Origin of the sequence: Halomonas huangheensis, from assembly GCF_001431725.1 — a bacterium.
Classification (GTDB): domain Bacteria; phylum Pseudomonadota; class Gammaproteobacteria; order Pseudomonadales; family Halomonadaceae; genus Halomonas; species Halomonas huangheensis.
In genome coordinates this window covers 2166592-2181947 of sequence record NZ_CP013106.1, presented here as the reverse complement: position 1 = coordinate 2181947, position 15356 = coordinate 2166592, and the positions used below count along the sequence as shown (strand labels likewise).

Sequence of the window (15356 nt, the reverse complement as noted above, 5' to 3'; positions counted from 1 at the left end):
TGACTGATCGAGTTTCAGGAAGTAGGCTTATCGCCTTGGTCTCAGCTCACAAGATAACGGTATAAATACAGATTACGTTCGAGCATTCTGTTGCGTTGATGTAGCGACACCAGAACCTACCAGATCTTCCACGCCCCACCGTTCTATACTGCCCAGGTCTGTTACGCTTGGATACGTTATGACTCGCTTGGTGCTTCATGTAATCGGCACCCTTCTGCTTGGAGTGCTGTTATGCGGTGCTGCTACCGCATCTGCACCCGAGATGCCTCTTGAAGAGGGCTGGGAGTATCGTTGGGGCGATTCTCCGCTCTCTGCCGATGGCGTACCTCAATGGTCAGTTGCCGATGATGCGACAGATCTCTGGCAGCCGATGGCAGGGATTGGCAACCCTCCCGGTCGCAACCAACAGGACAACCTGTGGATGCGTCATCGTTTACCAGTCGGCGAATGGCTGCAACCTGTGCTGTTCATTTCGAGCCTCAACCTGATTGGCGAAGCCTATGTCGACGGACGGCTCATCTACCGACACGGCCAACTGGATGAGGATGGTTCCGGTAGTTTTGCCGGCTGGGTCTGGCATGCCATCGAGCTACCTGTTGATTCGGCCGGAGAGCATCTCTATCTACGCCTGCATTCGACGTACAAGGACATCGGCCTCTGGGGCAAGGTGGCGGTCATGGAAAAGGCCGATGTCCTACCGATGATTGTCGCTGATACCCGTGGCGACCTGGCCGTCTCGGCACTTTGCATGGTCATCGCCTGTCTCGCCGGACTACTGATCATCGCACGTCCACAGCAATGGCGATTGGCAAGTATCGGTCTCTTTGCGCTGGCGACCGGTATCATGGTTATCGCCGAGAGCGATGCCAGCCAGTTGTTGCTGGAAAGACCTCTGCTCTGGGACTACCTGGCTGCCATCAGCTATTTTTCCCTGCCGATTGCCATGGCACTGATGCTGGAACACTGGCTTCCCCAGTGTCGCCACTGGCTACTGCACAGCATCTGGGTCGCCCACCTTGCCTATGCCATTGCCGCCATCGGCCTGGCTTTGCTGGGACTGACATCACTGACCATGGCCTTTCCGGTCTTCGATATTCTGCTACTGGTCAGTCTAAGCCTGATCGGCTTGATACTCTTAAGATACTACCGCACCTACGACACCGACCAATGGCTGGTCATCATCAGCTATGCAGCCTTCGCCGGAGTGCTGATCGTCGACATGCTGGTGGCTCACGGCCTGGTCAATTGGTACAGCGTCCCGGTAAATCTCGGAGCCCTGGCTTTCGTGCTGGTCATCGTGTTGATCTCTATACGCTTCTTCGCGCGCTCACAACAGGAACTGAGTCACCTCAACACCTTTCTCGAGCGAGAGATCGATGCACGCACCAAAGCGCTGGAAGCCCATGCCGAACGCGAGCGTGAACGCGCATCGATCCTGGCGGTGGAACATCACAAGAGCCAGGAACTGGCTAACCTGATTGATCGCCTGCAAGGCTCGGCGGCTCTGGAAAGCGCCCTTCACCATGCGATGGAGGCTATGCCCGATATTCTTCACCCCTTGCACGGTGCCTTTTATCGGCCAGACCCTAAAACGGGCAACCTGATTCTGGCAACTGCCTGGCCTGACCATCATCAGGCTCCTGACCGCCTCAACCCAACACCTCCGATTCGGTATCTATCCGCCAGTCATCCTCGAGCCTCCTCCAGACCGGTCAATAGCGACCCGGCCGGCTCTGTTGGCAACTCACAACATGCATCTGCGGCAGGCGGTTCGCAGCAACAACCCCACTGGTTGCTGCCGTTGGATATTCCTCGTGCCAACCAACAGTTCCAGCGACTCGGTGTGCTCTACCTGCTGCCCCGTGAAACGCAACGCTGGAAGATGGCTCACAGCGATCGAACGCTACAATTCATTGAAATGGGGCTCGGCCGACTTTCCCTCGTGCTGTCGAGCATTTCACTGCAGGAAGAACTGGCCACCATGTCCTACCAGGATGGCCTGACCGGACTACACAATCGCCGTTACTTCGATGAATTGATGGCCCATGAAGCTGCTATCGCCCTCCGTCAGAACTCCTCTCTTTCGCTGGCGATCATCGATATCGATCATTTCAAACTGTTCAATGACCGCTTTGGCCATGCAGCCGGAGATGCTGTGCTGCGTAACGTTTCGCGGATGCTGTCAAACAGCTTTCGCGACATTGACGTGGTATGCCGTCTGGGCGGAGAGGAGTTTGTCGTCTTGCTGCCGGGCGCCCAGGCAGAAGACGCCCAGCGGCGCATCTCACGCATGACCGAGGCACTGTCCGAGTCTGCCTTCCGCTATGAAGAGACGCCACTGGGAACAGTATCGGTATCCTGTGGTATTGCCAGCTATCCCATGAATACCAACGACCCGAATACATTGCTGACGCTGGCCGACCAGGCGCTTTACCGCGCCAAGGCCGAGGGCCGGGCGCGGATAAAGATCATCGACTAGCGGCTACAACTGAATGGACCACACCGCCCCATTCGCTCAAAGGCACTGATTCGAACAACGCAACCGACGATTCCTCTATTGAAACAAGCACTATAGGAACCAGGCACTATAGGAACAAGCGCTATAGGAACCGGGCACTATTGGAACAAGGCGATTTCCGCGTCAGTCAACTCACGCCACTGCCCCGGTGCCAGGTCAGGGTCCAGCACCAGCTGCCCGATCGATTCGCGGTGCAAGACTTCAACATGATTGCCAATCGCAGCAAGCATACGGCGCACTTGATGGTAACGCCCCTCATGGATGGTCAATCGCACCTCATGTGGCGTCAGACACTCCAGTTGCGCGGGCCGAGTTGGCGTGTCATCACCCTCCAACTGAATTCCTTCGGCAAATTGGTTGATAGCTTCCAGCGCTGCATCGCCCTCAAGTGATCGCGCCAACCTGGCGTGATAGACCTTGGCGCAGCGATAACGCGGAGATGTCACCCGGTGAGACCACTGGCCATCATCGCTGAACAGCAATAGCCCTGATGTCTCCACATCCAGACGCCCCACCGGCTGCAAGCGATCATGATGAGGAAGCTCAATCAGGTCGACAGCACGAGGATAGAGACTACGTCGTGCACTGCATTCCACCCCCAATGGCTTGTGTAGCATGACATAGCGCAGTCCGGTCAGTGCCAGGCGCTCCTCCCGCCAGCACACACTATCCTCTTCACTCACGTGTCGCGCCCCCTTGCGCGCCACCTCACCATTGACCGTGACTTCTCCTGCAGTGAGTACACGACGGGCCAGGCCACGAGTCAGTTCGGTGGTTTCAGCGAGAAAGCGATCCAGGCGCATCAGGACTGCTCTCCCATAGCCAGGCTGAATTCATCGGCATCCTGCCAGGCAGGAAAGCGCTGGCGAAATTCTTCAAGTTCTTCACGCTCCAGTACCGCTGTCGAAACCATGGTCTGTCCATCACCGCCGTCAATCAACGCTTCTCCTTTGGCGTTGAGCAGCATCGAGTCCCCCGCATAGCCGAGACCGCGCGCATCCTCGCCAACGCGATTAACGCCGATCACCGCACACAGGTTCTCGATTGCCCGCGCCTGCAGCAGCACTCGCCAGGGATGGCGACGTGGTGCAGGCCAATTGGCGACACACAGTAGAGCGTCATACTCGAAGGCATCCTGTGCGGAGGACTGCTGTCGCAGCCACACCGGAAAACGCAGGTCATAGCAGACCGACAGCAGGATACGAAACCCCTTGAGCTCGACGACGACCCGACGATCCCCCATCGCATAGCGTTCATGCTCACCAGCCATGCGGAATAGGTGGCGCTTGTCGTAATGCACCAACTCACCGTCCGGTGTCGCCCAGATCAGACGGTTGTAATATTCGCCGCCTTCTTCAATCGCCACACTGCCAGTCACTACACATCCGCGCTGTTGCGCCTGCCCACGCAGCCAGGCCACGACAGCACTGGACTGCATGGGCTGCGCCATCTCCCGCGAGTTCATGGTGAAGCCGGTGGCAAACATTTCCGGGAGTACGATCAAGTCAGTCTCGGCACTCCCCATCCCCCCGAGCAGCTCTGCCAGTCGTTGGCAATTGGTCTCTGGGTCTTCCCAACGCAGGTCACATTGCACCAGAGTTGTACGCAGCTGTGTCATTGCAGATATCTCAGCCATGGGTTGTCTACCTATAGGCTAACTGACCCAGGCGCTTACCGCAGCCATTGCCTTCCAGTTCGGCGCCAGGCCGGCGTTGCTGTGCTAGAATCCGGCTCCTTTCCATCGCTCTTTTCTCGGCAAGCCCCATCAGGAGAACCACGAGTGGCAAGGATGTCCGAATCAACCAGAGGCGTTGCACTGGGCCTGGCTGCATACAGCATGTGGGGCCTGTTTCCACTGTTCTTCGCGCTATTCGACAATGTGCCTGCCGTGGAAATCCTCACCCACCGCATCCTCTGGTCTTGCGTGTTTCTGGCAGTCGTAATCTCCCTGCTGCGCCGCTGGTCACCCATTCGCGATGCGCTGACGCATCCACGTCGTCTCGGCCGCGTCCTGGGTTGTGCGATCCTGATTGCTCTCAACTGGGGGCTCTACATCTATTCGGTGGAAACCCAGCACGTCCTACAGGCCAGTCTCGGCTACTTCATGACGCCTCTGGTCAATGTGGCTCTGGGCATGCTGGTGCTCAAGGAGCGCATCAAACCCATGCAGGGAGTGGCGATCCTGCTGGCACTGATGGCGATTGGTATACAACTGGTTCAGCTCGGCAGCCTGCCCTGGATCAGTCTGGTTCTGGCGGCCTCATTCGGTACCTATGGCTTGTTGCGCAAGCAAGTACAGTTGGATGGTCTCTCGGGACTGCTGGTTGAGACACTGCTGCTGCTGCCTTTCGCCTTGATGATGGTCGGCTGGCTGACAGCGAACGGCACATCGAACTTCACGGGGCTTTCCAGCACCAGTCTACTGCTGATCAGCAGCGGCATCCTGACAGCCATTCCCCTGTTGGCCTTTGCCGGAGCAGCAAGGCGTCTCAGTCTCGGCACTGTAGGTTTCCTGATGTATATCAACCCCAGCTTGCAGTTTGTCGTGGCGATCTGGGTGCTTGGTGAGCCACTACAGATAGAGCAGTTGACGACTTTCGCACTGATCTGGATTGGCCTGCTGCTCTACTCGGTGTCGAGCTGGCGCTAGCGATCCAGAGCTGAATCCTGTCCGCGAGTTTCATTGCAGCTCGCGGACAGGATTCAGGCTGGCCGTGTGCCCACCTCGAGCATCTGATGTATAACCAGAGTCGATGTATATCGAGATATCCAGGCCCCTCTTCATCCCATCGGAAGAATATGGATGCCCGCTGTTAACCACGTCACCGCCTCCCCTTCAGCCTGCCCCGACAAGGCACCTCGTATCCTGCTTGTAGGTGCAGGACACAGCCACCTGCATCTCATCAAGCACCTCGACACGAGCCGCTATAGCGTCACTCTGATTGAACCCAGAGCGTTCTGGTACTCTGGAAGCGCGAGCGCCATGCTGGCCGGAGACATCAACGCCAGAGACATGAGGATCGATCCTGCACGGACATGCCGTCAACGAGGTATAAAGCTGATCCGTCAGCGTGCAATGAAGGTCACGCCTGAACGCCAGTGTCTCATGCTCGGCAACGGCACGGAGGTGTACTACGACGTACTGAGCATGAACCTTGGATCGATGGTACAGGTTCCCGACCATAGGTTGCCCAATACCGAAATGTGGGGCGTCAAACCGATTTCACGACTGAGGTCACTTCACAACCGCTTGCGTCGACAGTTCAGCGAGCGACGCCAGATCAACATCGTGGTGCAAGGAGGCGGCGCCAGTGGTATCGAGATGGCCTGTGCATTGCGCCAGCTTGGCAGACATCATGGCGTCGACGACCAGCGCCTGGCCATCACCCTGCTCCACAGCGCTGAAGGCCTGCTACCGAACACGCCTTCCACTTGTCGGAACTGGCTTGCCAAATGCCTGCTGGAGCGTGAGATCCAGTTGAAAGCCAATCCAAATCCACACGGCTATCCGCACGGAGCCCCTACAGCCTTGCTCGAGGATGTCGACCATCTGCTGTTCGCTACCGGGCTCCAGACTCCGAGCGACACTCTGGGCCTGCCCTCAGCCAGAAAACATGGTCTATTGGTCGATCACCAGCTGCGAGTCGAAGGGCAGAACAATATCTTCGCCGCAGGAGATTGTATCGATTTCGCCGGGCAGGAATTGGCCCGAATCGGCGTTCATGGGGTGCGCCAGGGGCCTGTTCTGCTGCACAATCTACAAGCTGTGCTGAATGACCAACCATTACAACCGTATCAGCCACCCGAGCAGGCACTGTCGATTCTCAACCTTGGCGCCAACCAGGCGCTGGCCTTGTATGGCCGACACTGGTGGGGCGGACGTCTAGCCAGCCACTGGAAAAGCTGGTTGGATCAGCGCTTTCTCGAGCATCACCGCGTTGACCGCTGACAGCAGCGTAACTCCACGCTCCGCCCACTCAAGGAAGGAAAGCCCAACGCAATGATCAAGCGCTACTTACCGATTCTCGCCTGGCTGCCACATTACACTCCTCGCCTGCTGGGTAGCGACCTGATCGCCGGGGTGATCGTCACGATCATGGTGATCCCCCAATCACTGGCCTACGCCATTCTCGCCGGGTTACCCGCCGTAGTTGGACTCTATGCCAGCCTGCTGCCTGCTGTCGTCTACGCGATGCTCGGCACCAGCCGTAGCCTGGCGGTTGGCCCTGTGGCAATCATCGCCCTGATGACAGGCGCCGCCCTATCACGCGTTGCGGTACCCGGTAGCGATGAGTACCTTGCCGCCGCACTAGTGCTGTCGTTATTGTCCGGACTGATGCTGGCCGCCATGGGTTTTCTGCGCCTGGGCTTTTTTGCCAACTTCCTCAGCCACCCCGTCATCGGCGGTTTCCTGTCCGCCTCTGGCCTGTTGATTGCCATCAGCCAGCTGTCACACATCCTCGGCATCGAAGCCGGAGGCTATACGGCACTGGCGCTGGTCGACAGCCTTGCCCACAACCTCGCCAACAGCCACTGGCCAACCATGCTGGTAGGTCTCGGCAGCCTGACCTTCCTATACGTGGTGCGTGGCTTCGGCGCCAGGGCGCTGGCCGCACTGCACGTCCCTGAAGGGCTGGCGAGTATGCTGGTGCGTGCGGGCCCGGTTATCGCCGTGCTGGCAACCACACTCATCAGTTGGCGCTTCGATCTCGCCGCCAGTGGTGTAGCAACAGTAGGCATGATTCCCGCCGGACTTCCGGGCCTGACGCTACCCGTTCTCGACCTATCGCTGTGGCATACCTTACTCGTCCCGGCGCTGTTGATCAGCGTGGTCGGCTTCGTCGAATCGATTTCGATGGCACAGATGCTCGCCGCAAAGCGGCGCGACCGAATAGCCCCCAACCAGGAACTGCTGGGTCTGGGAGGCGCCAATATTGCTGCCGCCTTCAGCGCTGGAATGCCGGTGACCGGAGGCCTGTCACGCACAGTGATCAATCATGAATCCGGAGCCCAGACGCCGCTTGCCGGGCTGTTTGCCGCAATCGGCATCGGTATTGTTACCCTCGCTTTCACACCATTGCTGGAGCACTTGCCAATTGCCACACTGGCCGCAACCATTACCGTGGCGATTCTGACCCTGGTCGATATTCCCCTGCTGCGTCAGACCTGGCGTTATTCGCGCAGCGACTTCTCGGCACTGGCGGTGACCATGGCCATGACCCTGATCGAGGGCGTTGAAGCCGGCATCATCTCTGGCGTGGTCTTGTCCATCGGCCTGTTCCTGTATCGAACCAGCCGTCCACACAGCGCTATTGTCGGTCGCATCCCAGGCACTGAACACTTCCGATCGGTCACACGGCATGATGTCGAAACGGTCAGTCATCTGGCCTTGTTACGTATCGATGAGAGCCTCTACTTCGCCAACGCCCGTTATCTCGAGGACACCGTCTACTCCCTGGTCGCCAGTCGTCCAGAGCTCTCCGATGTGGTGTTGATCTGTTCCGCGGTCAACCTGATTGATGCTTCAGCGCTCGAGAGCCTCGACGCCATCAATGCTCGTCTCAAGGATTCACGAGTTACCTTGCACCTGGCTGAGGTCAAGGGGCCGGTGATGGACCGTCTCAAGCTGTCGGACTTTCTCGATGACCTTACCGGCCGGGCATTCTTGAGCACTTACGCCGCCTGGAGCGAACTGCATCGTCAACGCAACTGATGCGCTGATGGCAAACGCATCACACCTGATGCAACGCCGCTGTCTGACAGCGCTGCTTTCGGTATGATGACAAGGTCATTCACGGACAGATTTCACACGCATGGAACATTTGCCCAGACAGAACCTGGCTATCAGTGCCTATCAAAGCCTGAAGAAGGATATTATTCGCGGCGTCTACGCCCCCGGTGAAAAACTGCTGATGGCACGCCTCAAGCAGCGCTACGATCTAGGTGTCGGTCCCATGCGTGAAGCGCTGTCGCAACTGGTGGCAGAGCGGCTGGTGGTTGCCATCAGTCAACGTGGCTACCGCGTCGCGCCTATGTCACTGGCAGAACTGACGGACATCTATGATGCTCGCGCCCAACTCGAGGGTCTGATGCTCGAACTGGCTATCGAACGCGGCGATGACAGTTGGGAAGCGGAGATTCTCGCTACAGCTCATACGCTATCCAAGGTGGTCGAAGTCACCAGCGCCGAAGAACAGCTGGACCTGTGGGACGCTCGTCACAAGGCGTATCACACAGCAATTGTCGCCGGCTGTCGCTCGCCACACCTGATGCAGGTCCGTGACTCGCTGTTCGATCAAGTGGAACGCTACCGTCATCTGTGGCTATGCGAGACGGTGTTCTCCAGCGCAGCGTTGCAAGCCAAGCGCGAGGAGCATGCAGCGCTGACCGAAGCGGTCCTGTCGCGCGACCGCTCCAGGGCACGACGCATGATGCGCGAACACTTGATGACACCGGTACCGATCATTACCGAGGTCATGGAGCGACAGGGGCTGTCCTGATCCCGCCTCGTGGACTTTGCAGGCAGATCTTACCGTTGCAGGATCTGGACAGTATCCCGAATAATCCTGATATGATGAAAGTCAGTGATGGGACTGTCACGCACCTTGCGTGTCGCCACTGGCCAGGAGATCTGCCATGCCTCATCTGATTCGTTTATCCCGGGAGCTCGAGGAACGGCTCGATCGACTTGCCAGACACACCGGACTCAACAAGAACGAGCTTATCGAGCAGCTGATTTCCGAAGGCGCCAACGTGCTTGATGCAGAGTTGCATCATGAAGGGGCCGGTCCTCGTCAGGCCGAACGTTCTCTGGATCAATTGTTGCGCGAAAGCGGTCTCGGCGCCTGAAGCGCCCAGCGTCTCCAGTACCGTTCGAGAATACGGGGTGAACCTCAGGTTCTGGCTGCTGGTTCAGCCTGGATCTTCCCCGCGTTCTGCCTGGTGGCGTACCAACCAGGCACGTGGGTCGCGCGGGTAGTATCGGTCCGGCTGCCGGGCCACGTGAGGGAAGAATCGGGTGTCCTTGTAGGGCATCTTCATGAATCCCGACACGCCCAGACCTTCGATCAAGCGTACTGCATCGAGAATATCTTCCAGCCGGTCACGAAACTCTCGCTCTCGCGAGGGATCGAGAAGCCGATAGTGGTGATGAATCTTGAGGTGTGAGGGCAGCGCCTCGAAGATGATCATGCCGGTATGGTGAATCTCGTTGAGAGCTTCCAGGGAGCTGATGATGGCCTCGGGCAGTACCAGAAACTCCTCGGGATCAGGGCCATCTTCGAAGTAACTGTGTAGACGGGAATGATCCTCCAGCTCTGGCACAGCACTGACCTCATAGGCCAGACGCATGGTGGGGGCGATGAGAAACGGTTGATCCACGCCCTCGCGCTCGAGGTGCAAGGTATCTCGCGCATTGAACAGGCAGCTCTTGAATATTCCTTGACGATGGATCGCCCGCGCCAGGGTCACCATATTGTTGACCGCAGCGATGAAAGCCGGCTTGCGCTCGGGATCGTGCAGGTTCAGTGACGAGTCGATGTAGACGCCATCCGCCTCCCAGCGCACCGCCAGGCCTCCAACCACCGGGTACTTGCCAAGACGACTCACCGCAGCCAGAAAAGCCTTTTCTGTTTCCCCCATGCCCTGCATGAAATTGCGATAGTAGCGATCGAGCTGCACATCATTGACGTCGTTGAGGGTCTCTTCCACCCCCTCTTCGCGTAGAAAGGACTTGCGCGAGCTGTAGACGACCGTGTCGATACCACGCGCTGCCGAACGGCTCCACACCGGTACCAACGGCAACTCCGTTGCCACAGGTAGCTCCAGCATCACCATTTTCGCCATACGTGGCATTTCCCGGATGAAGTAGTCTCCGGCCCTGAGTCGCACCTCCGGATCGGGGTCCAGCATGCGGTCCAGCATGCGGGCAAACTCCATCGGCAGACCCAGCGACGTCGCCGGGATGGCCCGGTGCCCAAAGCGGCAGGACTGAGCGGACGCCAGCGCATAGAGGGTTCCTGCCACTCCCTGCTCATCGAAACGCGGCGATGACAAAGCACCGTTGAGTTGGTCCTCGCCAATGAAGTAGACATCGCCGAGCCGCGCATTGGTCTGCTGCAGGTTGTCCGACATCAGTTCCATGACATTGGCGTGCACGAATTGAAGTTGTGCATCAAGCTGAGCGAACACCGACGAGCCCCAGTCGATCAGTGCCACTGTCTCGCTGGCGGCGTCGTACACCAGATTGGAAGGCTTGATGTCTCCATGCACCACCGGACGACGCCAATCAGTGCTGTCTGTGCTGTGTTCGCGACGCAGCACGCGCAGAATATCGGCAAGCTGATCGGCAATTCGCACCACAAGACGGGGAGAAAGACGCCCCTCGTTCAAGGACACTTCCTCGAGATTGAGGCCTGGCGCCCGCTCCATGACCAGAATCGGCTGATGTCGCACACGCTGGTAAGCAACGAGACGAGGTACCCGCGGGTGCTCGACCTGCTCAAGCATGAACGCCTCTTCCTCGAGACGGTCCTGTAGATGCTGCGGTAATGTGACTCGGGTGAACTTGAACACATAACGCTGGTGAGTCGCGGTAACACCAGCAAACACAAAGCCATAAGCCCCTTTGCCGATCAGTTCGATATCGCGATAACCAAGCTGTTCGAGCTGAGCCTGACACAACGCGACCCACTCACGCAGCTTGCGAGCGTCATCCTGGCTGAGCAGATAGACTGACTGCTCCTCGGGAATATAGAACTGCTGCAGGGAAGCCTGAGACATATGCATACGCGGTGCTGCCCGGCCTGAGCCGGGCAGCAATCCGCCTACCTCATTTCCAGCAGCATGCTTTCGGGCTGCTCCAGATAACCCTTCCAGCTGTTGCAGAAGCGTGCAATGGTGCCGCCATCCAGCAAGCGATGATCGCCGGCCCAGGTCACGGTGAGGATCGCCCGCTTGACCACCTCATCCTGCTCATTGAAACGCGGCAACCATTGCGTCTTGCCGATCGCAACGATGGCGACTTCTGGCGCATTGATGATCGGTGCAGCGTAGGTTCCCCCAAGAGCACCAATATTGGAAATGCTGATGGTGCCACCACTCAGGTCCTGCTGACTGACACGGCCTTCACGTGCCGCCGCTGTCAGACGCTGTACCTCCGCTGCGATATCCAACAGGCTGAGCCCTTCTACGCCCTTGACATTGGGGACCATCAAGCCCGCCTTGCCATCCACGGCCATACCGATATTGCACCCGGACTGGTAGTGGATCTCGCTGGCGTCGTTGGCCAGGCGTGCATTCAGTAGCGGGTACTCGGTCACCGCCAGGGCCATGGCTTTCATGAAAAACGGCATCAGCGTCAGGCGCAGCTCGCGGGCTTCGGCACGAGGCTTCAATCGCTCCCTCAGTGCCAACAGCTCAGTGATATCGAATTCCTCACCATACTGGAAGTGCGGAATAGTACTGGCCGAGGCCACCATCTGGCGTGCCATGGCAGCCCGAATACCTTTCAGGGGCTCGACGCGAGTGGGCAGGGGCTCGACGCGACCAGGAGAAGTGTCACCCGCCCGATGCTGATCGGCAGCACAGACCTTGTTGCTGGAGCGCTTCTCACCTCCTTGTCCATTTTCCAACCAGCCAAGCACATCTTCCTTTAGTACCCGACCATCACGCCCACTACCAGGAATCTCTTCCAACCGGAGATGGTGCTCACGAACCATTCGGCGTACCGCTGGACTCGCCGGCGTACGACCATAACGATTTTTCGGCGTGGGAGTGTTCGACAATGGGCTGCTCGACAACGGGCTGCTCGAAGAAGCTCCATGCGAATCAGGCTTATGCGAGCCTACAGCCGTGCCAGATCCGCGATCTGTTGAGTTCGTGGCTCCTGAGGCATCGCTACCACCTTCAGTAATATACGCAAAGAGTGGCGAGTGCACTCTGGCCATCTGGCCCTGAGCGACATACAACTCAGCAACGACGCCATGCTCAGGCGCAGTAATCTCGACCAGCGCCTTGTCGGTCATCACATCGACCAGTCGCTGATCTTCTTCAATGGTATCGCCGGCTCTTGCATGCCATTCAACGATCTCGCACTCGACGATCCCTTCACCGATATCCGGCAGGATAAAATCTACACGGCGCTCTGCCGAACCTTCTGCAGCGGTTTCAGCGACGGCACCCAAGCGATCAGCCTCGTCATCTGTGGCGGAGGTGTTTGATGACGCCTCAGCGTCCGCTGATGCGTCACCACCAATATAAGCGCCAGACTCGTCATCCGAAGCGGCATAGGCGAACAGTGGCTCGTGCACTCTGGCCATCTCTCCCGCCGCGACGTGCAGGCGAGAAACAACCCCGGCCTCCGGTGCGGTGATCTCCACCAGCGCCTTATCGGTCATGACCTCGACGACGGGTTGATCCTCAGCAATACTATCGCCCTCCGAGACCTTCCACTCGACCACTTCACACTCGACGATCCCCTCGCCGATATCAGGCAATCTGAATTCCTTCATCGTCTGTCTCCTGGGCTCAGAAGTTCACTGAGGCACGAATGGCTTCAAGAATCTTGAGATGATCGGGTAGATATTCCTTTTCCAACGTCAGCGGGAAAGGCGTATCCAGCCCTGTCACCCGTTCAATGGGTGATTCCAGGTACAGAAAACAGCGCTCCTGAATGGCCGCGGAAATCTCGGCGGCAAAGCCACCGGTGCGAGGGGCTTCATGGGTAATCACCAGACGTCCGGTCTTGAGCACTGACTCGGCGATGGTGTCCTCATCCCAGGGAAGAATACTACGCAGGTCGATGACCTCGCAGGAAATGCCTTCCTTCTCGGCAAGCTCTACCGCCTTGTCGATGACTTCCATCTGCGCACCCCAACCTACGAGGGTGATGTCACTACCCTCCTTGGTGACTTCAGCCTCGCCAATGGGAAGTTGATAGTCCTCTTCGGGCACTTCTCCCACTGCAGCGCGATACAGACGCTTGGGTTCGAAGAACAACACCGGATCGGGGTCGCGGATCGACGCCAGCAGCAAGCCCTTGGCTTCATAGGGATTACGCGGCACCACAATCTTGATGCCAGGCGTGTGCGCAAAATAGGCTTCTGGTGACTGTGAATGATAATGGCCGCCGGAAATACCGCCGCCATAAGGCGCGCGAATGGTCAGGCCACCGACATTGAACAGATCGCCGGAGCGATAGCGGAACTTGGCAGTCTCGTTGACGATCTGGTCGAAGGCCGGAAAGATATAATCGGCAAACTGGATCTCGGCAACCGGCACCGATCCTTGCGCCGCGAGACCATTGGCAAAGCCGACGATGCCCTGTTCGACCAGTGGTGTATTGAAGCAACGGGCCTTGCCGTACTTTTCCTGAAGATGACTGGTTGCCCGGAAAACCCCGCCAAAGCTGCCGACATCTTCACCGAAACACAACACCCGTTCATCTTCGGCCATGGCGATATCCAGTGCCTGATTGATCGCCTGCAGCATATTGATGGTCGCCATGTCACTCCCCTCCCTGGTCATCGGTGTTATCGGCTGAAGCCAATACCGGGTCCAGCGACCGAGCTCCTCGCGGATACGCCTCGGGGTGACGGCGGATATGCCACTTGAGCTGGTCCAACTGACGCTGCAATGCCGGAGTGACATCGGCGTAAACATCCGTCACCAGGCTATCGAGAGGCGGAGGAGGACGCTTCTCGGCACGTTTCATGGTTTCCAGCACCTCAGCGCGCAACCGCTCCTGGAGCGATTTTTCCTGATCATCGTCCCACCATCCCTTGTGTTCCAACCAGCTTCGCATGCGACGAATCGGGTCCTTGTCACGCCAGACCTCTTCTTCCTTGCGTGAGCGATAGCCGGAGGGGTCATCCGATGAGGAGTGCGCCGCAAGGCGATACGTCATGGCCTCGATCAATACCGGCTTGTTATCCTTGACGGCCAGCTCTCTCGCTCGCTGGGTGGCGCGATACACCGCGAGGATATCGTTGCCGTCCACCCGGATCACATGCATGCGATAACCGAAGGCACGCGGTGCGACACCATCTGCGGCGAACTGCTCCACTGAAGGCGTCGAAATCGCATAGCCATTGTTACGGCAGAAGAAGATCACTGGAGCCTCGTGCACCGCAGCCATGTTCAGGGCGGCGTGGAAGTCCCCTTCCGATGCCGCTCCCTCGCCGAAATAGACGATGGTGCACAACCCTTCTCCTGCCAGTTTCTGGCCATAGGCATAGCCCGTTGCCTGGGGGATCTGGGTCGCCAGCGGCGAGGAAATGGTCATGTAATGGAGCTTGCGCGAGCCATAGTGGATCGGCATCTGACGGCCCTTGCCGTAGTCCATCTCGTTGCCGAACAACTGGTTCATGAACTCGTCGAAGGTGAACCCGCGATACGCCAGTGCACCCTGCTCGCGATACTGCGCCATGATCATATCGTCATCATCCAGCGCCGCGGCGCTGCCGATCACGGCGGCTTCCTCCCCAGTGCATTGCATATAGAAGCTCAGGCGCCCCTGCCGCTGAGCCGCCAGCATGCGCTCGTCAAGCACCCGGGTGACAATCATCGAATGATAGATGCGCAGTGCTTTGGCCTTGTCCAGGTCTGGTTCGTCAGCCCCTTCATAGAGGCTGCCATCCTGCGCCAGCACACCGTAGGTGGGAATGCTGAATTCGTCACCGGACAGAAACTCCGGTTGGTGAGTCCGTGCGGTCGTGGTCATGGCTATGATCCTATCCCTACCCCTTGTGAGGGCAGTGTTGTCGTTATTCCCCCACCTCGCCAGGGGATTGCCCTGGAAGGGGCACGCACAAGATTGACGTTAACGTAAACGGAATAC

The 15356-nt window shown here is 58.2% G+C and carries 12 protein-coding genes and 1 pseudogene; 6 read left to right on the top strand and 7 right to left on the bottom strand.

The annotated features are described in order from the left end of the window. Positions 1 to 178 precede the first annotated feature (178 nt). Complete coding sequence (locus AR456_RS09605) at positions 179 to 2479, top strand: GGDEF domain-containing protein (RefSeq protein ID WP_021817625.1); 2301 nt, start codon at positions 179 to 181, stop codon at positions 2477 to 2479. 137 nt (positions 2480 to 2616) lie between these two features. On the opposite strand, the gene AR456_RS09600 is transcribed toward AR456_RS09605, so the two are convergent. Beyond that, positions 2617 to 3321, bottom strand: a complete 705-nt coding sequence (locus tag AR456_RS09600) for a pseudouridine synthase (protein ID WP_021817626.1) — start codon at positions 3319 to 3321, stop codon at positions 2617 to 2619. Continuing rightward, positions 3321 to 4136 carry an amidohydrolase gene (locus AR456_RS09595; protein WP_021817627.1) on the bottom strand — a complete coding sequence of 272 codons (816 nt, stop codon included), beginning with the start codon at positions 4134 to 4136 and terminating at the stop codon, positions 3321 to 3323. Before AR456_RS09595 ends, AR456_RS09600 begins: the two co-directional genes overlap by 1 nt. A 171-nt stretch (positions 4137 to 4307) precedes the next feature. Between AR456_RS09595 and rarD the strand changes: the two genes are divergently transcribed. From rarD to AR456_RS09570, 5 genes are all read left to right on the top strand, one after another. Further along, on the top strand, positions 4308 to 5168 hold the full coding sequence (rarD, locus tag AR456_RS09590) for an EamA family transporter RarD (RefSeq protein ID WP_021817628.1): 861 nt from the start codon (positions 4308 to 4310) through the stop codon (positions 5166 to 5168). Between the two features lie 153 nt (positions 5169 to 5321). Next, on the top strand, positions 5322 to 6467 hold the full coding sequence (locus AR456_RS09585; RefSeq protein ID WP_081694573.1) for an NAD(P)/FAD-dependent oxidoreductase: 1146 nt from the start codon (positions 5322 to 5324) through the stop codon (positions 6465 to 6467). 51 nt (positions 6468 to 6518) lie between these two features. After that, positions 6519 to 8231, top strand: a complete 1713-nt coding sequence (locus AR456_RS09580) for a SulP family inorganic anion transporter (RefSeq protein WP_021817630.1) — start codon at positions 6519 to 6521, stop codon at positions 8229 to 8231. Positions 8232 to 8331: 100 nt separating this feature from the next. Beyond that, on the top strand, positions 8332 to 9018 hold the full coding sequence (gene csiR, locus AR456_RS09575; RefSeq protein ID WP_021817631.1) for a DNA-binding transcriptional regulator CsiR: 687 nt from the start codon (positions 8332 to 8334) through the stop codon (positions 9016 to 9018). 136 nt (positions 9019 to 9154) lie between these two features. Beyond that, on the top strand, positions 9155 to 9367 hold the full coding sequence (locus tag AR456_RS09570) for a ribbon-helix-helix protein, CopG family (protein ID WP_021817632.1): 213 nt from the start codon (positions 9155 to 9157) through the stop codon (positions 9365 to 9367). 63 nt (positions 9368 to 9430) lie between these two features. Here the strand turns inward: AR456_RS09570 and AR456_RS09565 are convergent, their stop codons facing one another. From AR456_RS09565 to AR456_RS09550, 5 genes and pseudogenes are all read right to left on the bottom strand, one after another. Beyond that, a complete protein-coding gene (locus AR456_RS09565) occupies positions 9431 to 11299 on the bottom strand; it encodes a protein kinase domain-containing protein (RefSeq protein WP_031207091.1) in 1869 nt (622 codons plus the stop codon). 44 nt (positions 11300 to 11343) lie between these two features. Further along, positions 11344 to 12702, bottom strand: a complete 1359-nt coding sequence (locus AR456_RS09560) for a 2-oxo acid dehydrogenase subunit E2 (RefSeq protein WP_417935338.1) — start codon at positions 12700 to 12702, stop codon at positions 11344 to 11346. Between the two features lie 168 nt (positions 12703 to 12870). Beyond that, positions 12871 to 13029, bottom strand: a pseudogene (locus AR456_RS21815) (biotin/lipoyl-containing protein); the annotation flags it as partial. Between the two features lie 16 nt (positions 13030 to 13045). Then, the gene (locus AR456_RS09555) at positions 13046 to 14023 is read right to left on the bottom strand and encodes an alpha-ketoacid dehydrogenase subunit beta (protein ID WP_021817635.1); all 978 of its coding nucleotides are present in this window, start codon (positions 14021 to 14023) and stop codon (positions 13046 to 13048) included. Position 14024: 1 nt separating this feature from the next. After that, positions 14025 to 15239 (bottom strand): thiamine pyrophosphate-dependent dehydrogenase E1 component subunit alpha, encoded by a 1215-nt coding sequence (locus AR456_RS09550; protein ID WP_021817636.1) that lies wholly within the window; start codon positions 15237 to 15239, stop codon positions 14025 to 14027. Between the last annotated feature and the right edge of the window lie 117 nt (positions 15240 to 15356).

Excerpts from the sequence above, each read along its gene's own strand:
- AR456_RS09605 (WP_021817625.1), top strand. The coding sequence starts at position 179 with ATGACTCGCTTGGTGCTTCATGTAATCGGCACCCTTCTGCTTGGAGTG.
- AR456_RS09600 (WP_021817626.1), bottom strand. The coding sequence starts at position 3,321 with ATGCGCCTGGATCGCTTTCTCGCTGAAACCACCGAACTGACTCGTGGC.
- AR456_RS09595 (WP_021817627.1), bottom strand. The coding sequence starts at position 4,136 with ATGACACAGCTGCGTACAACTCTGGTGCAATGTGACCTGCGTTGGGAA.
- rarD (WP_021817628.1), top strand. The coding sequence starts at position 4,308 with ATGTCCGAATCAACCAGAGGCGTTGCACTGGGCCTGGCTGCATACAGC.
- AR456_RS09585 (WP_081694573.1), top strand. The coding sequence starts at position 5,322 with ATGCCCGCTGTTAACCACGTCACCGCCTCCCCTTCAGCCTGCCCCGAC.
- AR456_RS09580 (WP_021817630.1), top strand. The coding sequence starts at position 6,519 with ATGATCAAGCGCTACTTACCGATTCTCGCCTGGCTGCCACATTACACT.
- csiR (WP_021817631.1), top strand. The coding sequence starts at position 8,332 with ATGGAACATTTGCCCAGACAGAACCTGGCTATCAGTGCCTATCAAAGC.
- AR456_RS09570 (WP_021817632.1), top strand. The coding sequence starts at position 9,155 with ATGCCTCATCTGATTCGTTTATCCCGGGAGCTCGAGGAACGGCTCGAT.
- AR456_RS09565 (WP_031207091.1), bottom strand. The coding sequence starts at position 11,299 with ATGTCTCAGGCTTCCCTGCAGCAGTTCTATATTCCCGAGGAGCAGTCA.
- AR456_RS09555 (WP_021817635.1), bottom strand. The coding sequence starts at position 14,023 with ATGGCGACCATCAATATGCTGCAGGCGATCAATCAGGCACTGGATATC.
- AR456_RS09550 (WP_021817636.1), bottom strand. The coding sequence starts at position 15,239 with ATGACCACGACCGCACGGACTCACCAACCGGAGTTTCTGTCCGGTGAC.